Origin of the sequence: Cellvibrio sp. pealriver (genome assembly GCF_001183545.1) — a bacterium.
Taxonomy (GTDB): domain Bacteria; phylum Pseudomonadota; class Gammaproteobacteria; order Pseudomonadales; family Cellvibrionaceae; genus Cellvibrio.
Genome location: NZ_KQ236688.1, coordinates 277,959 through 300,833 on the forward strand (window position 1 = coordinate 277,959; position 22,875 = coordinate 300,833).

The 22,875-nt window shown below is 48.6% G+C and carries 17 protein-coding genes and 1 riboswitch; of the genes, 7 read left to right on the top strand and 10 right to left on the bottom strand.

Annotation, left to right across the window (positions count from 1 at the left end):
• The first annotated feature begins 142 nt into the window (after positions 1 to 142).
• Positions 143 to 1,747 carry a hypothetical protein gene (locus tag VC28_RS01190; RefSeq protein WP_156184258.1) on the top strand — a complete coding sequence of 535 codons (1,605 nt, stop codon included), beginning with the start codon at positions 143 to 145 and terminating at the stop codon, positions 1,745 to 1,747.
• 62 nt (positions 1,748 to 1,809) lie between these two features.
• Here VC28_RS01190 and VC28_RS01195 read toward each other — a convergent pair whose 3' ends face one another.
• A complete protein-coding gene (locus VC28_RS01195) occupies positions 1,810 to 2,634 on the bottom strand; it encodes a polysaccharide deacetylase family protein (protein ID WP_049629062.1) in 825 nt (274 codons plus the stop codon).
• Positions 2,635 to 2,856: 222 nt separating this feature from the next.
• Between VC28_RS01195 and VC28_RS01200 the strand changes: the two genes are divergently transcribed.
• A complete protein-coding gene (locus VC28_RS01200; protein WP_049632069.1) occupies positions 2,857 to 3,933 on the top strand; it encodes a calcium/sodium antiporter in 1,077 nt (358 codons plus the stop codon).
• Between the two features lie 23 nt (positions 3,934 to 3,956).
• On the opposite strand, the gene VC28_RS01205 is transcribed toward VC28_RS01200, so the two are convergent.
• A complete protein-coding gene (locus VC28_RS01205; RefSeq protein ID WP_049629063.1) occupies positions 3,957 to 4,610 on the bottom strand; it encodes a pyridoxamine 5'-phosphate oxidase family protein in 654 nt (217 codons plus the stop codon).
• Positions 4,611 to 4,748: 138 nt separating this feature from the next.
• Between VC28_RS01205 and VC28_RS01210 the strand changes: the two genes are divergently transcribed.
• Complete coding sequence (locus VC28_RS01210; RefSeq protein WP_049629064.1) at positions 4,749 to 6,242, top strand: MocR-like pyridoxine biosynthesis transcription factor PdxR; 1,494 nt, start codon at positions 4,749 to 4,751, stop codon at positions 6,240 to 6,242.
• A gap of 152 nt (positions 6,243 to 6,394) precedes the next feature.
• Positions 6,395 to 6,715, top strand: a complete 321-nt coding sequence (locus VC28_RS01215; protein WP_049629065.1) for a hypothetical protein — start codon at positions 6,395 to 6,397, stop codon at positions 6,713 to 6,715.
• Positions 6,716 to 6,814: 99 nt separating this feature from the next.
• On the opposite strand, the gene VC28_RS01220 is transcribed toward VC28_RS01215, so the two are convergent.
• The 3 genes from VC28_RS01220 to VC28_RS01230 are packed head-to-tail and all read right to left on the bottom strand — an operon-like array spanning position 6,815 to position 8,633.
• Positions 6,815 to 7,228, bottom strand: coding sequence for an ExbD/TolR family protein (locus VC28_RS01220; RefSeq protein ID WP_049629066.1), 414 nt, complete (start codon positions 7,226 to 7,228; stop codon positions 6,815 to 6,817).
• 3 nt (positions 7,229 to 7,231) lie between these two features.
• Positions 7,232 to 7,948, bottom strand: coding sequence for a MotA/TolQ/ExbB proton channel family protein (locus tag VC28_RS01225; protein ID WP_049629067.1), 717 nt, complete (start codon positions 7,946 to 7,948; stop codon positions 7,232 to 7,234).
• 58 nt (positions 7,949 to 8,006) lie between these two features.
• Entirely contained in the window at positions 8,007 to 8,633 is a 627-nt protein-coding gene (locus VC28_RS01230) for an energy transducer TonB (protein ID WP_049629068.1), read from the bottom strand.
• 207 nt (positions 8,634 to 8,840) lie between these two features.
• On the opposite strand from VC28_RS01230, the gene VC28_RS01235 reads away from it, so the two are divergent.
• Positions 8,841 to 10,130, top strand: coding sequence for a hemolysin family protein (locus tag VC28_RS01235; RefSeq protein ID WP_049629069.1), 1,290 nt, complete (start codon positions 8,841 to 8,843; stop codon positions 10,128 to 10,130).
• Positions 10,131 to 10,259: 129 nt separating this feature from the next.
• A complete protein-coding gene (locus tag VC28_RS01240; protein WP_049629070.1) occupies positions 10,260 to 12,035 on the top strand; it encodes an alpha-amylase family glycosyl hydrolase in 1,776 nt (591 codons plus the stop codon).
• A 116-nt stretch (positions 12,036 to 12,151) separates the two neighbouring features.
• Here the strand turns inward: VC28_RS01240 and VC28_RS01245 are convergent, their stop codons facing one another.
• Together VC28_RS01245 and VC28_RS01250 are read right to left on the bottom strand one after the other, a co-directional pair.
• Positions 12,152 to 14,194, bottom strand: coding sequence for a S46 family peptidase (locus VC28_RS01245; RefSeq protein ID WP_197085468.1), 2,043 nt, complete (start codon positions 14,192 to 14,194; stop codon positions 12,152 to 12,154).
• A gap of 145 nt (positions 14,195 to 14,339) precedes the next feature.
• On the bottom strand, positions 14,340 to 15,503 hold the full coding sequence (locus VC28_RS01250; RefSeq protein ID WP_049629072.1) for an acyltransferase family protein: 1,164 nt from the start codon (positions 15,501 to 15,503) through the stop codon (positions 14,340 to 14,342).
• Between the two features lie 212 nt (positions 15,504 to 15,715).
• Here VC28_RS01250 and ggt point away from each other — a divergent pair, with 212 nt between their 5' ends.
• Positions 15,716 to 17,407, top strand: coding sequence for a gamma-glutamyltransferase (gene ggt / locus VC28_RS01255; RefSeq protein ID WP_049629073.1), 1,692 nt, complete (start codon positions 15,716 to 15,718; stop codon positions 17,405 to 17,407).
• 46 nt (positions 17,408 to 17,453) lie between these two features.
• Here ggt and VC28_RS01260 read toward each other — a convergent pair whose 3' ends face one another.
• The 3 genes from VC28_RS01260 to VC28_RS01270 all read right to left on the bottom strand — a co-directional run bounded on the left by VC28_RS01260 (position 17,454) and on the right by VC28_RS01270 (position 22,319).
• On the bottom strand, positions 17,454 to 18,329 hold the full coding sequence (locus VC28_RS01260) for a PEP-CTERM/exosortase system-associated acyltransferase (protein WP_082191355.1): 876 nt from the start codon (positions 18,327 to 18,329) through the stop codon (positions 17,454 to 17,456).
• Positions 18,330 to 18,559: 230 nt separating this feature from the next.
• On the bottom strand, positions 18,560 to 19,972 hold the full coding sequence (locus tag VC28_RS01265) for a 5-methyltetrahydrofolate--homocysteine methyltransferase (protein WP_197085469.1): 1,413 nt from the start codon (positions 19,970 to 19,972) through the stop codon (positions 18,560 to 18,562).
• A complete protein-coding gene (locus VC28_RS01270; protein ID WP_049629074.1) occupies positions 19,944 to 22,319 on the bottom strand; it encodes a TonB-dependent receptor in 2,376 nt (791 codons plus the stop codon). The genes VC28_RS01265 and VC28_RS01270 overlap by 29 nt, the downstream gene beginning before the upstream one ends.
• A gap of 318 nt (positions 22,320 to 22,637) precedes the next feature.
• Positions 22,638 to 22,810, top strand: a riboswitch (cobalamin riboswitch).
• Positions 22,811 to 22,875 lie beyond the last annotated feature (65 nt).

The following is a 22,875-nucleotide window of genomic DNA, read 5'->3' on the forward strand; positions in this document are numbered from 1 at the left end:
TTCCTGATAACGCACCTGTTTGGGCTCAATGGCAGGAATTGCAACTATCAAGCAAGTAATCTGCCATCCGGTGGAGACTAAAGCAATTAAAGGTTTCCTGCTGCATGCCGATAATAAAAGGGAATTTGATGGAGCTTTACTTATGGATGTCACCCCCGCTTCTGGCCTCATGTATCTTGTTCCCACTGCCGTGACCGGGGTAACCGGAGAGTCTGCTGCGGGTTCTGCCCCTGTGAATTCGGCTAATACGATCAACGCAACTGCTCCGCTGGATTTGTCGCCTACCGGATCTGCTCAATCCGTGCCTTCATCAATCGTCACCTTGGGGCGTGCATTTGAGCCTCCACAAACCTATACCGAGCCTGTGATTGTCCATCTGCTGCGCGATAAAACCACCGCGGGGCCAGCCGCCACTGCAACATCGCAAGCCTTGATGCAATCATTCAACCAGCTCAGCGATAAAAAAATTATTTTCACGCCGAGTAATCTGCTCAGCAAAGTGGGCGCGCTAAGCCGTGAGACTACGGAGTATCGCAATGAGGTGCGGAAATTTTACGTTCCCTACAATACCGCGGTTGAGAAATTCGAGCCGGATTTCTCCAGAATATCGGGCACTCGTGCTGAATCGGTATTTCTCACCATAAAAACCAAAGAAGGCGACAGTATCCAAATTCAATTCAGCCGTAATACTTCAGGCAAGGATACCGCGCAGTTGGAGTTCTCTTTTACCGTCGATGGAGAATTGTCGGAGCAAGAGCAAAATGCGCTGGAAAAACTGGCTACGAAATTGGGTGAAATGGGCGATGAATTTTTCCGCAGCGATACAACCGAATTGCGCGGCCTCAAAGATATAGACACAGAGAATATTCACTATTTCAAATTGACCTTACAGCGCCCCGACCCTGAAAACGATACTTATGTTGAGCATACTTATGAGTTCACCGTTGATGAGGTAGCGCAAACCCAACACTTGGTTGCAGAAGATGTACGCGGTTATGAAGTGGATATCAAAAGCCAGCTACAAACCTTAGCCGCAGAAAAAACGCTGGAGCATGAACTGCTACAGCAATATCTTGATTTAATTAGCCGCTCCGCAGAAGACAGCGATACGCCCAATACTTCCAAGCGTTTTATGATGGATGCGTTTGAATCATTATTTTCTGAATTTATTGCTGTTGCCCCCACGCAACAAGAGCAAGATGCTGATGCCGGTATAGCAGAATCTGCATTGACCGCGTTTGATTCCGGAATGCCGGATTTTAAAGCCACATTCCGTTCGCCAGTACTACACAATCCGGGCTTTTATTCACAAGCTGCAGCAATGGTGTTAACACTGGAGCAGGAGACTCGCACAGAACAAAATGGCGATAATCTACTGGTCAAACAAGAAACCCGTTATGAATTATCCAATAGCCATTTTGAATCTTTCCCCAAAGAGTATTTGGATGATCTGGGTGGAAATTACACTTACACCGTTGAACATGAAGAAGGTAGCACCAGCCGCTTTTTATCCATGACCAATGACCGCGTGAATAATCTATGGGTTGAGCAGGAAGTCAGCAGAGAAAAACAAATAAGTCAGTTTGTAAATTACAAATTGGCCGATCAGGATGAATATTCCTACAGCGACAGGCGCGTGCAGGAATTTGCAGAGTTACTGGATAAGCTGCAGGGGAATAACCAGCGCACAGCGGTAGAAGAGTTGTTGCACTCAAGTAAAGACAGGTTGTTTTTGGGAATTGTGTAAAACGTTCGCGGAAAATAATAACGGGGCACTTGATGCCCCGTTATTATTGTTGAGCCCATCAATTATTTTTTCGCTTGCTGTTCTTTTACATACTTCATGATGTTCAGGAAGGTATCTGTCCAATAAATATTTTTATTGTCCGCCAGATATTTCAACAGTTCCTCGTGTGCTTTATTGGACACCACCAGATGGTCACCACCTATGCCATGAAAGGTAAAGTTGATCATGGTGCCTTTGGTGCCCGCTTCTTTCACCATATCAATCAATTGTTTTCCAGTCACATCAACCGGCACCGCTACGGTCACCATATGGGGATCAAGCGTGTTCATGTCGGGGATCACTCCGCCAAACGCAGCTTTGATCGCGACAAATTCATTTTTTACCAATGGCAAATACTCCACTCCGGCAGCCTTGAGATCGCCACAGGGTGTTGTAAAGGTGCGTTCGGTTTTGCCGTCTATCGCGTGCAACATGCTGTTGCCTAAACGGATCTGCATGGCTAATTGGGTGGCCGGGATTTTATCAAGATCATTATCTGGCTGAACCCAGCTGCGGTCAGGGCCTGAGGCGGAGCAGTAGTGGAACAGCGTATGGTTGGCTAATTCATGTCCGTCTGCGGCCGCTTTGCGCCAATCTGCAAGGCGATTGGAAATGGTGTCCGCCGCCAGTGTTAAGTAAAAGCTGCCCTTTAAACCGTATTTATTTAACGCGGGAATGGCGTTATCCAATTGCGATGGCACAGCATCGTCATAAGCAAGGTTAACGGCGGCCTTGGCACCATTTGGCCAGACAAACGTTTTATCGGCAGCAAAGCTGGCAGGGGCAACACACAGCAGGCCTATCAGCAAGCGGGACAAAAGAGAATGGCGATGGATGTTTATTGTCATTGCGGTTTTCCTTTTTATTAGGGTGATTTTGAGTTTATCAGAGTAATTTCCTGCAAAAGAATAAGTGCAACGTTAGCCCCCCGAATGGAGCTGCGCCATTCCATTTACATTTCTGCACGAAAATTCGGTTTGGTTGGATAAATGGCGATTGAACGCGAATTCCAGTTCTATTTTTCAGGTGATCTCTATAAGCTTGGCAAAAAATTTTACGGGGGAAATACTATGACGTGGTTGCTTTTAGTGGTGGGTTTGGTGTTGTTAGTGGTTGGTGCAGATTTGTTGATCAAAGGTGCTGCACGTTTGGCCTCTAACTTTGGTGTTCCTGCATTGGTTATCGGCCTGACAGTGGTTGCGTTTGGTACCAGTGCGCCTGAATTGGCGGTAAGCGTTAAAGCCGCCTATGCGGGGCAGGCAGAACTGGCCATCGCCAACGTTGTGGGCAGTAATATTTTTAACGTGCTGGTGATTTTGGGTATTGCCGCCATGATCTCCCCGCTCATTATTTCCCATCAGCTGATCCGCCAGGATGTGCCGATTATGGTGGGGATCACGATTGTGGCAGTGATCATGACCCAGGACGGCAGCATCAATAAGCTGGAGGCGGGAATTCTTGCGCTGGGCTTGGTGGCGTATACCTGGTTTTTGTTTTATCAGGGTAAGCAAAAAGGCGTGGATGTTTCCGATGGTGAAGTCGAGGAAATGCTCAACGCCAACGTACCTGTGTGGCAGAACGTTTTATTGGTCATTGGCGGTTTGGTACTGCTGGTGATGGGCGCGCGCTGGTTGGTGCAAAGCGCGGTTGAGCTTGCCACTGCATGGGGTGTGAACGAGGCGGTTATCGGCCTGACGATTGTTGCGGCAGGCACCTCTTTGCCGGAAGTGGTGACATCGGTTGTGGCAACTATTCGCGGTCAGCGCGACATCGCCGTCGGTAACGTAGTGGGCAGTAATATCTTCAATATTCTGTGTGTACTGGGGATTTCAGGCCTGGTATCGCCAATGCCTTTATTGGCAGGGGAGCAACTGGCCAATATTGATATTCCGGTCATGCTCGCGGTGGCTGCGCTTTGTGTGCCGGTGTTCTTTATCGGCTCGGTGCTGAACCGGTTTGAAGGCTTCTTGTTCCTGGCGCTCTATGTTGCTTATGTGTGGATATTGATTGCGATGGCGCTGTCGCTGGATTATCTGGCGCAACTGCAAACGGCCGTTGTGTATGGTTTGGTGCCGTTTGTGGTGTTGTATGTGGTCGTTGCGCTGGGGTTGGATTTGTACAAGCGTCGTACACTGCCCAAGAGTTGAGAATAAATACCCCATGGGCGCGCCTAGCGCGCCCAATGGTTCACGTAATCGGGCACTGGAATTGCACCGTTATTGGCGGGAACCGGTTCACCCCGAACAGTCACCAGCGGTAAAACGCCTGCCCAGACCAGCAATTTTGTATCTTCCTCATTATCTTCCGGCGGTTTGTTACTGATTTTACATGCCGCTTCTGCAAGCGAAATCCGCATCACACTGGTCGCCGCCAGCTCCTGCTCATTACCCGGGCGTGCCTCGTGTTTTCGGCCTAGGGCGATCTTGTCCATGAAGGCATCCAACGCGGCGATTTTTGCCTGCTTGTCTTTCACCAATTCAAACACACCGTAAATCACCGCTGAGCGGTAGTGCATGCTGTGGTTAAACGCCGAGCGCGCCAGCACCAGGCCATCGATGTGGGTAATCGCAACCGATACCTGATTATTGGCCAGCATCGCTTTGGTTAAACGCCCACCGTTGGAGCCGTGGATATAGAGATAATCATCAATGCGCCAGCAAGCAGTGGGAATACAGTGAGTGCTTTCACCTTGATTAAAGGCGATATGGCAGCAGTAAGCTTCATCCACGATGCTGTATAAGGTTGCGCTTTCATAATGGGCTTTTTCGGCCAAGCGACGGACGCGTGTACGCGCTGATGGCGGTTGGTGTGGGGCGTTGTTCATAAGTCCTTGCTCTCTCCAAATGCAAAAAGTGATAACGGGTGGTGATAAGTGATAACGGATGAAGAGAGGGTAATGCTCATCTGGTTCTATAATAAGATCCACAAATAACTAATTTTTTGGAGCCAGTTGGTTTGCGATATGGACTATCAATTACTGTTTCATGAATACGAACAACGCTATTCGTTACAAACAACTGCTGTCCGGCAATCGCGGCAGCGTCGTTTATACAACTGTTTGCGTGAGGCAATTTTGCAGGGGCGCATCCCCGCCGGTGCGAAATTACCGGGTAGCCGTTCACTCGCGGCGGAATTACATATCGCCCGCAACAGCGTGCTCTATGCATACGAACAGTTGGTGACTGAGGGTTTGCTGCGGACACTAGGTGGCAGCACCCGGGTTTCACAAACAACCCGGGTGCCGGGTGGTGAACCAGGCAATACAGTTGGGGCAGCCAACATCGCCCCTTTACCGGTTTCCATGCGCGCGCGGCTTACGCCCTGGCCATCTGACCCGCAAGGGACTTATACGGCGTTTGTTGCCGGGGTTCCATCGCTACCGGATTTCCCCATCCCGATATGGAGGCGCTGTCTGGATCGCGCCTGGCGTGGTTTGAGTTATCAACAGCTCGACTACTCCGATGCATCCGGCGAGCCCCTGCTGCGTCAGGCGATTGCCGAGCATCTCACCAGCACACGCGGTGTACGTTGTACCGCAGAGCAGATTTTTATTACCGATGGTACCCAGCAAAGCCTCAGCATTTGTGCCCATGCCTGCGCCAACGCGGGCGATAACGTCTGGGTTGAAAACCCCGGTTATGGCGGTGCATTCCAGACCTTGAAAGCGGCGGAGTTGACGGTCATTGGAATCGCGGTTGATCAACACGGCATAGCGCCACAGGAAAGTGATTGGCGACAGCACCCGCCTAAATTGATTTACACCACACCATCACACCAGTTTCCGCTCGGCAGTGTGATGAGTATTGAGCGGCGTCTGGCGTTAATTGAGGCAGCGCAGCGTGTGGGCGCACTGATTGTTGAAGATGATTACGACAGCGAGTTCCGCCGCGATGGCCCACCTTTACCCGCCATGCAAGGGTTAGTGGAAGATGCGCCGGTGATTTATTTGGGCACCTTTAGCAAAACCGTATTTCCTGCACTGCGCATTGGTTTTATGGTGGTACCAACGGGGTTGGTGGAGGCTTTTTGCAACCTGCTGCGCTTGGGGCATTTACGTGGGCGCAGCGCAGAACAACTGGCACTGGCGGAATTTTTACGCGGCGGCTATTTTGCGAATCATTTGAAAAAAATGCGTCGCTTGTACGCTGCACGGCGCGATGCATTGGTCGCCGCGCTTGAAAAATATTTAGGCGATAGCGTGACGATTTATGGTGGATCGTCCGGTATTCATCTCACGATTGCGTTGCAGGAAGGATACGATGATGAGCAGATCAGTAAAGCAGCATTGGCGCAGGGAATTTATGTGCAACCACTCAGCAAATTAGCAACAGGCAAAGTGTTGCACAAAGGATTAATGCTGGGCTATGCGCAAGTGCGTGAAGAGGATATGGATAAATACATCCGGATTCTTACTGATGTGATTAAAGTAAATAATTCAAGTGTGCATGGAGTGTAAAGTACGAAAAGTTTTATCCGTTATTAGCTGCCAGAGTGAATCCCTGATCTACACTAACAGCAGGATGTAAAAAAACGGTACGCGATATCGATACCTGATTTTTTTACCGCTTGCTATTTCCAAACCGCTGTCTGGATGTAAACGAGGTTGCTATGTCATCTTTAAAAGAACTGGTTACACAATGGGAAAACCACGCTCAAGGTAAACTTACGCAAGAGACTTACGCCATACACTTGCAGATAGAAGATGCTGCGAAATTAAATGCGCTTGCCGAAATGTATCCCAAGCGTTCCAAAGAGCAGTTGTTGAGTGAATTGGTGTCTGCCGCATTAGGGCAATTGGAGGCAAGTTTTCCCTATGTGCAGGGAACCAAAGTCGTTGCTACCGATGAAATGGGTGATGCTATCTATGAAGATGTCGGCCCCACACCGCGTTTTATGGCGCTGACGAAGAAGCATCTCAATCATCATTAACCAGTTCGTATTTCACCGGTCGCGATTCAATTGGTGGCAAGCGACAAGAGTGAAAGTAATAAATCGAACGTAATTAAAAAAACGCACGCTAAAGCCCGGCTAGTTGCCGGGCTCGGTGACAAAGCCTAACTTTAAAAGCCCTGAGCGTTGTACTGCTGCCATGGTCTTTATCACGTGTTCATAAGCCACGGCTTTATCGCCACGTATGTGGATTTCCGGTTGGGGTTGCTTGCCAGCTTCTGCTGCCAGGCGCAATTCCAACTCTTCCAGAGTGACTTGGGTTTCGTTCCAGTAAATTTGTCCGTCGGCATTCACCGCGAGATTAATGGTTTCCGGTTTGAGTTCATTCGGTGTGTTGTCGGCGCGCGGCAAATCCACTTTTACCGAATGGGTCAAGACCGGTACGGTGATGATAAAAATAATCAGCAACACCAACATGACATCTACCAGCGGTGTCATGTTGATCTCACTCATGACTTCGGTTTCGTCATCTAATCCTCCACCAAAAGCCATGGTCTAGCCCTCTTTACGCGGAGTCAGTTTGGTAATAGCCCCTTTATTTTGCAGCGGGCTACCGGTGATGAAATACGCATGCAGTTGGTGGGCAAAGCGGTTGAGTTTGTTGAGTACGCCCTTGTTGGCACGGGTGAGCGCGTTATAGCCCAGCACTGCAGGAATGGCGACAGCCAGACCAAACGCGGTCATGATCAATGCTTCACCGACCGGGCCTGCAACCTTATCGATACTCGCCTGGCCCGAAATACCTATCCCAACCAGTGCGTGGTAAATACCCCATACCGTACCGAACAACCCAACAAACGGCGCGGTTGAGCCTACCGAGGCTAAGATCGCCAAGCCGCGCTGCAGGCGTTCGGCACTTTCATCGATGGAACCGCGCAGACAAGCCGTCAGCCATTCTGCCAGCGGTAAATGGCCGTGCAGGTCATCTTTGTGGTTGCTGTGGTGGTCAAGTGCGGCTTGCCCTTCTTCTGCCAAATGGCGGAAGGGCGTAGTGCGGTCATCGCCCAGTGTGCGTAAGCCCTCGGCAAAGCTCTGCGCATGCCAGAAGTCATTCAGGCCTTGGGATGGGCGGCGTAAACGCCACAAACCCCAAGCGCGCACAACAATTACCCACCAGCTAGCGATGGACATAATCAATAAAATAATCGCGACCGCTTTGATCAGCGCATCGCCTTGTGCCCATACGGAAGCAATACCATAGGGTGAATCCATAAAAACCTCGTTAGCCAAATAAAATGTATAGGTTGCAGTTGATAGTGTTCAAATTCGATTAATGCAGGTCAAACTCAATGGGTTGCTCATACCAAAAATCGATAGCTATCCCGCCTTGGGTTGCAGGTTGGAAGCGCCAATGAGAGACCGCTTTTATTGCTGCGTCATCCAACCGTTTAAAACCACTGGAACGTTTGAGTTTGATCTCGCTCACGGTGCCATCAGCCATGATCAAAATATCCAGAAGCACTATTCCCTCTTCACGCAAGCGGCGCGACAAGCTTGGGTAAGCCGGTGCGGGGTTGCTCAATTGGTCAGCATCTGCGCTCGGAGGAACAACCGGTGCCGGAGGCGCAGGTTCAGCGGGCTTGGTTTCCGCAGGTTGCTGAACTTGCGGCTGTGGCTCCGGTTCCGGGGCTTTTACCGCGCGCTCCGATGGTGGTGCTTTGGGTGGCGGCTTTGGCTTGGGTTTGGGCTCCGGTTTTTTCTCTGGCGGTGGTGGGGGTGGCAAGGGTTCCGGAGGAGTTGGCTCCGGTTCGGCTGCTATCAGCATCCCCTGAATAGTGGGTTGAACAATTTCAACCGGTTTGGGAGGTGAGGGCCATAAGACAACTGCCGCCAGAATACCGGCATGAGCACCCGCTACGAGCAAAAAGAAGAGCAAGGAAACGTGTTTGGATTGCATTTGCCTGACTACCGCCTCTGTGAGGCGAGAAACAACGAGTGGATGTAAATAACAAATTATTGTTAATGATAATTCTTCTCAACAATAAAGGCAATCGCTCAGTCTCTGTACGGTCGTCATGACGAGTAGCTCAGGGGTCTGGTATTCCTGACGGTTTCCGATGTTATACTCGCCCTCCCGCGCATAGCGCTTTACCAGTAGGACCCCATGGAAATCTTTGTATTGCTTGGCCTGATTGTATTGAACGGCATATTCGCGATGTCGGAAATTGCTATTGTCACCGCCAAAAAATCACGCCTGATGGCAATTGCTGCCAAGGGCAACAGCTCAGCGCAGGTTGCGTTGAAGCTTGCCGAAGACCCCACCCAGTTTTTATCTACCGTGCAAATCGGCATTACCTCGATTGGTCTGCTGAACGGTATTGTTGGTGAATCCATTCTCGCCGAGCCTTTTGCCCTTTGGTTGCAGAGCCTCGGTGTGCCTGTGAATTTCAGTGATAATTTCGCGACTGTTCTCGTGGTTGTGGTTGTTACTTACTTCTCGATTGTGGTGGGTGAATTAGTGCCCAAACGCATTGGTCAGCTCAACGCTGAACGAATCGCGTGTATTGTTGCACCTCCCATGCAAGTGCTCGCCATCATCACCAAACCGTTTGTGCATTTTTTATCGAATTCCACACGTGCGTTGATGCGTGTATTGGGCTTCCACCAAACCAATAACCATCAAGTGACAGAAGAAGATATCCACGCAATTCTTGATGAAGGTTCCAGCTCAGGTGTGTTGGAACAACAAGAACATACAATGGTAAAAAATGTGCTGCGCTTGGAAACCCGCAGTATTGTGTCGCTTATGGTGCCGCGCGCAGACATTATTTATCTGGATACCGCCATCACCCTGGAGGAAAACTACCAGCGTGTGATGAAGTCGCCGCACTCGCGCTTTCCGGTCTGCACCAAACAAATTGATAACCTTGTTGGGGTCATTAACGCGAAAGAATTGTTGGCAGAAGCTATTCGCGGCAGCACGGTTGAACTGGAATCGATGGCGCAGCCTTGCCATGTTGTGCCTGAATCGCTTACCGGTATGGAGCTGCTGGAATTTTTCCGTTCATCGCACAGCCAAATGGTATTTGTGGTTGATGAATATGGCGATCTCAAAGGTATCGTGACCCTGCAAGATTTACTGGAAGCACTGACCGGTGAATTCGTGATGGGTGAAGGCGAAGATGCTTACGTTGTCCGCCGCGATGATGGTTCCTTCTTGCTGGACGGCATGCTGCCTATTCTGGAATTGAAAGACTGTTTGGAAATTGATGACCTTCCAGAAGAAGGCGATTACCAAACCCTTAACGGTCTGATCATGTTGCTTATGGGGCGTATGCCTGCGACGGGCGACAAAGTTGTGGTGCAAAACTGGCAATTGGAAATTGTGGATATGGATGGTCGCCGTATCGATAAAATCCTGGCGAGCAAAGTACCTGAAACCGATTTGCCCTAATTCGGTTAACAATACAGCAGCGCATACGTATTCATCGGCCTCTGGCCGATAACTCCTTGGCACCGGCGTTGTAAATGGGCTTTACTTTTAGCGCCCATTTTATAACGCCAATAGCCATGGAGCTCCCGCATGAAAACTCTCTTGCGCCCATCCGCATTTCTCTTAGCCCTAAGTCTCTCGTTTGCCTTCACTGGTTGTTCTGACCCTAACACCGCTTCAAAACCTGCATCTGCCGTTAGCGCCAGTAGTGCAGCAGCAGAATATTTATCGCTTCCGGTGAATGAAACAGCCAATCAGTGGTGGCACAACGCGATTTTTTACGAAATCTGGCCGCGCTCTTTTTACGATGCCGATGGCGATGGTAGCGGCGATTTTCAGGGTATGACCAGTAAGCTGGATTATCTAAAAAGTTTGGGGGTGAATGGCATTTGGTTGACCCCGGTGTTCGAAGCACCCTCGTATCACGGTTACGATTTCCAGGATTTTTATAACGTAGAAGCTGACTATGGCACCATGGCCGACTTCGAGCATTTCATCCAGCAAGCGCACGCGCGCGATATGAAAGTCATTCTGGATTTGGTGTTGAATCACATCTCCGATAAACACGAATGGTTTATTAAATCGGCCAACAAAGAACCCGGTTACGAAGATTACTTTATTTGGCGCGATGAGCGCCCGCAAAGTGGTTGGGGCCAACCCTGGTCTTCAGAATCCAACCCTGCAGCAGTTTGGCATTGGAACGACACACGCAAAGCCTATTACTACGGTGCCTTCGGTGGCAGCCAACCGGATTTAAATCTCACCAAACAAGTGGTTATTGATGAGTTAAATAAGCTCGCGACTTTCTGGCTTGAAAAAGGTGTTGATGGTTTCCGTTTGGATGCAGTCCGCTATGCGGTGGAAGAGGGCGGTTATCCGCTGCAAGCCGATACTCAAGGCACTATCGATTACTGGACTATTTTTTCGCAACATGTGAAATCGATAAAACCCGATGCCATGTTGGTTGCAGAAGCTTGGGCTGATTTAAAAACAGTTGGTCGCTACCGCAATGAAGGTAAAGGTTTGGATTCAGCGTTCGATTTTGATTTTGGTAATGTGATTATCGACATACTGAACCCGGCGGTAAAACAGTCGGCTGATTTTGGCACCTTGGGTAATAGTACGCTGCAACAAAATCGCGAAAATTTATGGGCGAATTTGAATGCGCGTAAAGCGGCTGCACCACTGCATTATTTTTCGCCTTTCCTGACCAATCACGACCAAAACCGGATTATGTTGTCGCTCAATAATGACTTTGCCAAAGCGAAGATTGCAGCGAGTTTATTAATGACCACTCCGGGGCCTTTGTATCTTTACTACGGTGAAGAAATTGGTGTATCGCAATACAAAACCGGCGATGATCAATATCGCCGCGCGATTATGCAGTGGAGCGAGGAAGATAGCGCGGGTTTTAATAGCTCTGGCGAATTTTGGTTAGATCAAGCCAAATGGTTTCCGTGGATGCAAAACCATCAAGGCTGGTTTGCCAATTATTGGAAAACCTTGCAGGGCACCGGGGTTTCTGTTGCTGCCCAAGCGCAAGATCCATCATCGCTGCTGAATCATTACAAACGCTTGATCAGCGTGCGCAACAGCAACCCTGCGTTGCAGTTGCCGGACGAAATTCGTTATTACCCGGTTGATAATAAAGATGTGTGGTTAGTTGAAAATATCGGCGAAAACTTCAGTGAAAAGAACGGCGAAAAAACCAGTGTGTGGGTGGTAGTGAATTTGAACCCACAGAGTGCGGCTGAGTTTTCCGTGCCTGATAATTTACGTGGTGAGCGCACTGAGCAGGTTACTGGTGAGAAAATCAATGTGGGTGAACGTGTTAGTGTGCCTGCAGCTGGGGTAATGATTTTTTAAAATTTTAATGCGGTGCGGTGCGTGTTGGGCATCGCTGCGCTTAGCACCAACCCACCTGTGTGAAGTTATAGCAAGGTCATATGTGATGATTTATATATGACCTTGCTGATAAATGATTATTTCAACTTTAATTCTTTTACCAAGTGGTCGGCTTTATAGACTTTCTTTAATGCTTCTGCCATCGCCGCCGGATGTACCGATACGCTACGGTTGACTGATTCATCAAAAAAGTAAGCGCCGCCCAGTGAATTAATATTGCCGTCAAAAATTAACCCGACTAATTCCCCTTTCGCGTTGATCAATGGGCTGCCGGAGTTGCCGCCGATAATATCGTTGGTTGATACCTGATTAAAACGCGCTTTTTTATCGACTTTTTTCTGTGCCGCGCTCCAGCTATCGGCCAGCTTGAATGGGTCGTAGCCTGTTGCGCGGTCAAATAATCCGGCCAGCGTAGTAAATGGCGTAACCATTTCTCCTTTTTCTTCCCAGCCGCGAATCACGCCATGCGACAAACGCAGCGAAAAAGTTGCATCGGGATACACTTGCGTTCCTTTATATGCAAAGCGAGCCTGCGCCAATTGGCTTGCCGCTGCTTTTTGCACGGGCTCAATGTTTTGGTCGTAATCCATGCGTACTTTGCGTGCATAGGTATCGATAACTTTTGCAAGTGCGATTGCGGGGTCATCACTCTTGGCTATTGCATCGGCACCGCCTTCCCATAATTGTTTACGCAGTGCTGCATCACTTAATTTGCTGTGTGAAACGATGCGTTTGGCCAATGCCTCGGGCGATTCTTTGCCCAAAATATGTTTGACGACGGGATTATCAACGCCCAATTTTTCACGTAGTTTGCTCAGTGACCATGCCAGTTTCATGGTTTCAAAATCGCTGTATAACGGCGATTCAGCCAACAGCCCCGCTTGCACTGCCGGTAAGCTGGCGTTGGAAAATTCGCGCAAGCGTTCATGATCAGGTTTGTTGCGTTCTTCTGCACCGCGAACCAAAGTGCGCGCCCAGGTAACTTGTTGGGACATAATACCCATGCCCAATTCCAGCATCACATAATCCACATACATATTGCGGAATGTTGTTTGGGTTTGGGTTAAGGTTTGCCATGGATTGCCATAGGTTTTTGCACGCGTCGCATCGCTTTCAACCCAATTGCGAAATATATATTCCTGTTCGCGTTTTTGCTCCATGACATCGTGTGATAACAGTGCCTGAAACATACCGGTACGCGCTTTTAATCCGTTTTCGACCAGAGTCAATTCAGTTTGTGCGATACGTGCTTGCTCGTCGCCCTGATTGGAATATTGCAATAATAATCCGCGGTATTCTGCTGCAAATAATAAACGGAACGGCAACACCAGATCCCGTTGGGTTTCCAACTCAGTCATCGTGAGTAAGCGCTGCGTAGTGCCTGGGTGGCCGAGTGTCATCACCAATTCATTTTCTTTTGCGCCTTTGGTGTTGATTGGAAACCAATCGCGGTTTGCAATGGGCTTGCCGTCTTCATAGACACGCAGTAACGCCATATCCAGGTTGTAACGTGGGAAATTAAAATTATCCGGATCTCCACCAAAAAATCCGGATGCATATTCCGGTGTAAATACCAAACGCACATCCTGATAGCGCGAATACTGATACACATAATATTGGCCGCCGCCGTACAGCTCGACAATATCGCAGCGGCGTTTGTTACCGGCATCAGCCATACACTCTTTTTCAATGGATGACTGCTCGGCTTTTTTTGCGTCGCTGAATGCTTTTCCGCTCAATCCTGCCAGCGCTTTTTGCATGCGGTCAGTAACATTTTTGGTGTGCTCCAAACGATTCACTTCTACGCCGGGGCATTGTTTTTCTTCTGTGTTGTTCCTGGCGAGAAATCCGTTTTTCATAAAATCTTGCGATGGGCTGGATAAATCTTCCACGCAATTAATTACACAGTGATGATTGGTCAGTACCAGCCCATTGGCGGATACAAATGAACCCGAGCAACCACCGGCAAGGCGCACAGCACTGCGCATGCTCTTATCAATCCAGGCAGCAGAGGGTTTGAAACCGTAGCGTTGTTCCAGATCAGCATGCGGCAAATTGTCCAAGGTCCACATCCCTTCGGCGGCAATACCCGGCAGTGAAACGCACAGACTGCTTGCCAACAAAAACGCCCTTGTTGAAACTGTTGTTCTCATTCTCTTCGCACGCTTGATTGCACTGTGCATCAGTCATCTCCTGTGAATGTATTTACGTGGGTTGTGGGAGTGTAAACCAGTATGCAAAACGCGGCTACGCACCCGGTTCGTATTACTCTTTCAATGCACCGGCCGGTACCTGGGCGGTTTTATTGTTGGAGGGAAACCAGCGTGTCCGTAAATTCATGAACGGTGTTTCAACCAACCTAAATAGCAACCAACCGCCTATGGTGCTTATCAAGACAATAATGCCCATACCCAGATAACCATCGGTGTTGATGCCGAGGTTTTTAACGGGATCTTCCAATAATTGGTAGAGTGGTTTGTGGATTAAATAAATAGCATAAGACCAGAGTGCGAGGCTGGCAGCGCCAGAAATTTTTTGGCGGTAGAGCCAGCAGCAAGGCGAGAGCGCTGCCATTACCAGCAAGGCAAAGCTGATGGCCAAGAGCGAATAGCCAATGACGGGAGTCCATGTGCTAGTGCCTGTCTCTTGGGTATAGGCCAGATTTAAAAATACATAAAACACCCAACCGCATCCCGCCAACCCAGCCACAAAAAAAGCGTTGCCATAACGAAGTAGTTTTTCATATCGGGAAGGGTGATAGTTTTTTAGCAGCGCGATGGCGATACCCGGCAGCAATTCATCAAATCGCGAATAACTGGGATAGTAAATGAATTCGTAATAATCTTTGCCCGTTATCTGGGGTCCGCCATGTGCATTGAGCATATAGGCGCGTATCAGTATTGCCGCGATAAAGCCTGCGATAATAATGACCCACATGCGTACCGGGTTTGCGTCACGGGCGAGCGCTAGCATACACACCAAGGGAAACAACAAATAAAATTGCTCTTCAACGCAGAGCGACCATGAATGGGTAAAGGTTTCCATTGGCCGCATATCAAGATTTTGCGTAAACGTCAGGAATTGCCACAGCGGCGCTGTATAAGTAGGGCTTAATAACGCGGGCAAGAGCAAGTACAGCGCAAGCACAACATAATAATTGGGCAATGTGCGCAACAAACGTCGCGCATAGAAATGTTTAAGTGAAAAGTTTTCTTTTTTTGCATAAGCGCGGAGTATTTGTTCGCCAATCAAATAACCGCTTAATACAAAAAACAAATCCACACCCACCCAGCCAATTCGGGTGATAAAACCGAATAACAGTTCATTGCTTACAACAACGCGGTAGTGATAGATCAGCACCAAAATAATAGCGAGTGCTCTTAATGTGTCCAAGCCATAGAGGCGGGTACTACTGATTTTATTGTCCATGTTTTTATACTTAACTCGTTAACGGATTTTTTATGACTTGCTTTTTCCCTGATAATTCCATCTTGCGAGCATTGTTTGGAGCGATTGGATAATCGCCTGCTTCAATCACCTGCTTTAAGCGCAGATCGCTCGCTTTCCATGATAAGTTTGTATTACTCGCCTCATTTGTATTAAGGTTCAGGCAATTATTATTCACAACAGCGGTTATTGAAATGAAAAAAATCGTTTTAGCATTGAGTGTATGCTGTATCGCACTGGTGGCGCATGCCGAGCTTCCGGGAGCGGACTACGCCCAAGTGAGCCCCGACGGCAAAGTCGCGGTTGCCAGTGTTAACCCGGAGGCAACCCGTATTGCTATGGAGGTGGTCAAGCGTGGTGGTAATGCGGTTGATGCGGCTATTTCGGTAGCTTTTGCACTGGGTGTGGTTGATGGCCACAACTCGGGTATCGGTGGTGGCTGTTTTATTCTGGTGCGCTTGGCTGATGGCCGCATATTGGCGATTGATGGGCGCGAGATGGCCCCCGCTGCGGCAACGCGCGATATGTATATTGTAAATGGTAAGGCCGATCCTGAACTGAGCCGCACAGGCGCTTTAGCGGTGGGTATTCCCGGTTCAGTTGCCGCACTGGATAAATTACAAAAGCTGGGCGGAAAATTAACGTTTCGCGATGTTATTTTGCCTTCCGCTGAATTAGCGGAAAAAGGATTTCCTATTTCACCTGCACTGGCTGAACGCATGGCCGCAACAGCGGATAATTTGGCAAAATTTCCTGCCAGTGCTGCTATTTATTTGGATAAAAATAATCAACCGCTACCGGCGTTTTCAATACTGCAACAAAAAGATCTGGCGGTGACTTATCGGGCAATCGCCAAACAGGGGCCTCGTTATTTTTACCATGGCGATTTTGCAAAAAAAACCGGACGCTGGATGGCTGCCAACGGCGGTGTCGTCACGGATAAAGATTTCGCCAACTATCAGGTAAAAATGCGCAAGCCTATTGTGTCTGAATTTGCGGGCTACACTCTCTATGGTTTTCCACCGCCCAGTTCTGGTGGTGTTCACGTTGCACAAATTTTAAATATTCTTGAACAATTTGATTTGGATGCGCTGGCACCGGCAGAGCGCTATCACTTAATTGCAGAGGCAATGAAGTTTGCGTTTGCTGATCGCGCACATTGGTTGGGCGACAGTGATTTTACCAAAGTGCCATTGAGCTTGGCGGATAAACGCTATGCACAAACGATCGCGAAAAAAATTAGCTTGGAAAAAACCACTGCCGATATTGCACATGGCAACCCTGATGTAGACATCCAACATTTAATGAATAAACACACTACACATATCGCTGCTGCCGATATGGACGGTAATTGGGTGGCGATCACCTCAACCGTCAATACCAGCTTTGGTAGCAAAGTGGTTATTCCCGGAACCGGTGTGGTGTTAAATAATCAGATGGATGATTTTTCTGCACAAGTTGGTGCGGCTAACGCGTTTGGTTTGGTGGGATCAGATGCAAATGCCGTTGCTGCAAAAAAGCGCCCGCTATCCAGTATGAGCCCGACATTGGTATTTAAAAACAATGAGCCGGTCATGACTCTGGGGGCAGCAGGTGGGCCTACGATTATTTCGCAAGTGGTACAAACGTTATTGTATTCGCTTAACGATTCAATGCCGGTTGAAAAAGCCATGGCACAAGCGCGTATTCATCAACAGTGGAATCCCAATGTGTTATTTGTAGAGGCGGCTATGCCCGTTGAAATCCAACAAGCACTTCAGAAAAAAGGTCATGATTTAAAAATATGGCCAAGCATGGGTGCATCGCAAGCGATTCAATTACGGGATGGAAAATTAGTTCCAGTTGCTGAACCGCGTGTGATTTTACAAAACCAAAAGAAAAATTGACCTGCGCATTAACCATAGTGAATCGCTGATAACAGATGGGGCAAGGTTAGTTTTTTCGTGAAAATAATTCCTGTTCAATCACGTGCAATAACTGTTTATAGCCTGCGCTAAGTGTTTTTCGCACTTGGCGCACATCCACATAATAGGCGGCACGTTTTCCGTGATACTCCACAGTCGGGCCGATCGGTGTGAAATGAATGCCTACAAATCCAAGGCTACGCGCAAGCCTTGGTTCCATCATCACGAATACATGATGCAGTCTGCTTTTGTAACAAATGGCAATCGCCGATAAATATAAACTGATAGCGATATAAGGGAAGAAACGTAATTCTTGCGTAGAAAATGTGTGCTCGTTAATAACCCCGGTTGCACTTCCTTCAATTTGGTCTGTTTGGCGTTTGCGAAATGTGGCGGGTACAGCAAGGCGCGATATTTCGCAAATTTGGTGCGGTAAAAAATAGCGCGGCGTTAAGTGTTCGTGCGTTATCGCATGGGCGCAATAGGCTTCAATGGGTAACAGCTCTTGTGTGTGGCTGCTGGTAATGACCCGTAACGTGCCTGCCATTGTGTTGGTGCTTACGTGACGAATAAAACAGTGTAATGAATGCGCATCAAAACTATCTTGTTCCAGCTGTTGTGCATTGGTTTCTTCAAAATGCAATTCTTCACAGTACACCTGATGCCGCAATGCGTAGACTTCTTGTTTGAGCTCTGCTGATCTTGCAATGCCGGGAATCAAATAATTAGAAAAATGTTGTGCGATAAGCAGTGCTTGGTCGCTAGCAAGAGCGGCTGCGCTTTGTTTGGATTCGGGGTTGGAGTGCGGAGCGTGTTGTGATGCCTTGTGTTCGCGATTGTGTGTAGGCGTTGTGGTAGTGGAGTGTGTAACGGGTGAAGAACGCTCACCAGAGGGCTGTTTCATAAAAAATCCTTATGCATGTATCCAACAATGATCTTCTTTAGTCTAGAACCTGTCCTGTGTTTTGGCTCGACCAATTTATTCTATAGACCGTGCTGCATATGCAAAGTTTTTTGTTTTATGAAATCCACTCGACTGTATTGTTTTGATGACGGAGTCTGTTTTGGTAACGGCAGTATCGCTCCGATAAGCTTTACTGCCGTTAATATCAAACGCTCATAATGGTTTGAATGTTAGTGATCGTGATCGCCTGCAGGCTCTGCAACACCTAACCAAGTGATTTTATTTGGCACAAAATCCAATTGAATCGTATCGATAACCTTTGCTTCATCCAAATCAATTTGTTTAATTTGGTTGGCGATGGGGTCGCTCACATAAGCGAGATGACCAGGTGTTAATGCCAATTCAAATTTACTGCCAGCGGGTAAGGCGGCAAGGTTGCTGGTGATGGTTTGCACCTGGCCTATTACACTCCAATCGTCAGCATTCAAAATAGTCAACTTGCCTTGGTTGTCCAGAATTACAAACAACTCGCCGTCGCCCGCAAAATCATAGGCAAGCGCAGTAGCGGCTGGTGTCACACTCGCATCAGTCCAGTTAATCGCGGTAATCATATTGGTGCTGGTATTGACCGCAAAAAATTGCCCCGCTGCAATGCCAACAAACTCGTCTGCAGCGTGATCGCCTAGCAGCGTACCGATACGGGTAGTGCCGGTGAAACTGGCGGGGTTGGCAATTTTATGTGCTGCGAATGTTTCACCGGTTTGGGTGATTACCAACACGCCATCGGTACAGCCAAAGGTGATTTGGGTTTCATTTTGTGCACTGCCGTGCAAGCCTGGGCAGGTTTCGCTGAAGATACTTTCATCAGTAAAGTAACCATTATGTGCACGATAAACCGCCACACGGTCGGGCAGTGTGCTGGTGGTGGCTGGATCGCGCAGGGTAGAAATCAAATAATCGCCACGCCCCTGTGCTGCACCGTGCATATGGGTAGTGTATTCCAGCAGTGTGCCCGCTGTATTGTTGGCGATATCTGCTTCGGTAAATACGCCGACGCTCGCGGGTGTTGTGGTTGCAGCATTGCCGTCAAAAAAAATCACGGATTGTTTATCAGTACCGGTGAAATGGGTCGGGCGTGATTTGTTGGTGCTGAACTGCATTTGCACGGGTGCTTGTTCATAATCATGCAGGTGATCGCCGTGATCTTCTTGCCATAGACCGCTATCAATTACATCCACACGGTCAGCGGTGCGTTGCACGACAAAACCATAACGGTTATTCGGGCTAGCGTAGAGTGCCGCAGGGGCTTCACTCACAGTCACTTCATGTAAAACAGTTTTTTCATTGATATCGACAACGCTGACTTTTGCCTGATCTTTTATGGAGATCAGTAAGCGCCCCAGGCTCAGTTCTTCGTCGTGATCGTGGTCGTGATCATCGTCATGGTCATGATCGTCTTCAATAGGAATTGGATCGCGTTCGACAATCTTGGTATCGCCGCCGCCACACGCGGTTAATACAACAGGGAGTGTCAGAGCCAGTAACCATGGCGAAATATTTGCCGGAGCTGTTAATAATTTTTTAAACATCATCATTACCTTTGATTGATAAATATTAGAAATTGCCGCTGATGCCCAGTGCATAACTGCGTGCCGGTAAAGGCGCTTTGTCTTTCAGGAAGGATGCATGTACGCGCGCATACTCGTCTGTCAGATTGTTGCCTTTGACATAGATCTTCAGGTTGTCGCTGATGGCGTAACTGATTTGTGTGTCAACCAATGTGTACGCATCGGATGTGGTTTCCAGTGCAGCAATATTGTTTTGTTCAAAATAATGTTGGCCGCTGATTTCTGCGCGCCATTTGCCCAGCTCGTATTCGGCTCTGGCACCAACGCGCAAAGGGGGAATACGCGGCAAATCGCTATTGCCTTCTAACGAATCTTTAAGTGTTGCGCGAATGTAGTCACTGGTGAGGCTCAGTTTTACGGCGGACGTGAACTGCCAAATTACTTCACCTTCAAAGCCATACAGTTCTGCATCTTGTGCTTGATAAATAAAAACGGGCAATTCACTTGCATGATCGTGATCATCTTCGCCTGCTTCTTCTGCGTGATCATGCGCGTGTTCACTTTCGCGTGTCATACCGGTGTTAGCTAGGTAATAATAATCATCAATACGGTTGTAAAACGCGTTAAGGATAAAGCCGACATCGCCCTCAAATTTTCTTAATGACAGATCAATATTGTTGGATGTTTCGGGTTTCACTTCGCTGCGGGCCAGATCAAAATGGAACTCGCCATCTTCATCTTCTACTAGCGTCAGCAATGCGCCAACCTCGTATAAGCCTGAACCTATGTGCGGGCCAAATGACAATAACTCTGCAGCAGAAGGTGTTCTTTCGGCATGAGTGTAAGAGAGACCGATGTTATAACCGGGAGTGAAATCCCACACCAATCCGGCGGATGCACTGAATGGGGTTGATTCGTGATCGATAGAAAATACACGCAGATATTCTTGCGCGTGATCGTCATGCTCTTCGTGATCATGCGCGTTTAAATCTACTTGAAAATTATCCGCGCTGATTTTCACTTGCTCGATACGTGCGCCCAATTGCACGAGAACATCGCCAAAGTGGCGTTCTTCCATTAATGCAATCGCCAGACTGTGGGTTGAACTGGGTGGCGTAAACGCTTCTGCACCAATAGCTTCAAAATCGGTATTTTTAAAATGAAAACTTAATGCACCGCGCCAATCTGCAATTGGGTGATGGAATAAATCAAGGCGCGCTTCCTGACTTTCATTTTTAAATGTTGTGCCCACTTCGCCATTTTCGATTTCACTGTGCTCGTAGTCAGTAAAACCAAAGCGGGAATTCACGGCGCTAAACCAATCGTGATCGAGTGAAAGTTCGCTCAGCAATTGCAGGCGGTCTTGTTTAAGGTCGGCATAGACATCCAGTTCTTCATCGCCGTGATTGTGACCGGGAATGCCGTATTGGCGTTCAAGATGCCCGTAGGAAATACCGACAAAACCCTCATCCATAATGTAGCTGGTGCCGAGGTTAAAACCCTTTGCTTCCGTTGATGAGTTGGCTAAACGATCTTCATTGTGCTCTGCGTGATTTTCTTCTTCGTGTTCTTCATGGGTTTCGATTTCTGCAGCGCCGGGAATTTTGTAATCGTCCGCTTTACGCCAAAAACCATCGAGGTGCACGCCAACACTCCCTATACCTGAGTTGCCGCTCGCGGATACCAGCTTGTCATTGGCAACGGAATCGCGTTCAAGCCGCCATTCGCCGTAGGTATCGGTTCCTTGCGGTACGCGGTCATCGACAATATTCACCACACCGCCAATAGCGCCGCTGCCATAAAACAGAGTGGCGGGGCCGCGCAGGATTTCAATCTGCCGTGCGGTAGAGGCTTCTGTCGCCACCGCATGGTCTGGGCCAACGCGCGACGCATCACCTGCATCCAAACCGTTTTGGGTGATGAGTACACGTGGACCTTCAAGGCCGCGGATGATTGGGCTGCTTGCCACAGGGCCGTAATAGCTGGAGTGCACGCCGACTTCGTTTTTGAGTGTTTCGCCAAGTGTCGCCGCTTGCCGTTCACGCAACCGCTCACCACTCAACACGTTAACCGGTTGGGCAGATTCCATATTGGATGCATGCCAGGGCAGGCCAATTACGTTCACCACTTCTATTGCGGTGTTGCCCAGCACCAATTCGGTTTGTTGCGAACCTTGGGTGACATGAAAGGTTTTGTGCATAAACGATGGTGCTTTTACATGCAGTTCAACTTCCTTGCCGGGTTGGGCGGGAACCGTGAATTCACCTTTGTCATTGGCTTTGATGCGCAGGTTGGCACCGACGACTTCGAGTGTTGCCTGGGCGATTGGCTGCCCCATGTCATCGCGCACCACGCCTTGTACTTGTGCCAGAGCGGATTGGCTGGCGGCAACTATCGCCATAAATAACAACGACTTTTTCATCTATTCACTCCGTATCAAACTGCTAAATCGAAAAGGTTGCGCCGGACGGCAGCGTAATTTTGGTAATGTTATATTATAACAATTTGGCGAACAACCCGTCTTTTGGATGAGCAGCCAATCTTTCAAAAAAGCAATGAGTCTTTCAGAGGAACCGTTTTTAAAGGAGCAGCCCGTCTTTTGATGGTGAATCAGGGCGAGGATGAGGCGGAAATCCTATGCGCAATAGCGATGTCAGCGGGCTTATGGTTGGGATGAATTGGCGCTTGACTCACTTTGTCTAACCCCGTACCTTGCGCGCCGAGGTGTCTGATGGGTGATCATTCTTTGAACGGATGTAGCCAGGATCAGAGTCAATGGGAAGCCGGTGCGCGTGTCTATTCGTTGCATGATGAATAAAGACAAGCAATCCCGGCGCTGCCCCCGCAACGGTAAATCGATGTTGTGTATCTGCATCGATGAGTCCGATACCAGCCTCAATAACAGAGCCATGCTCTTAATTGTTCACGATGTCGCGGAGGGCTACATCGGTGGAAATCTGTGTATTTTTACGGGCTAT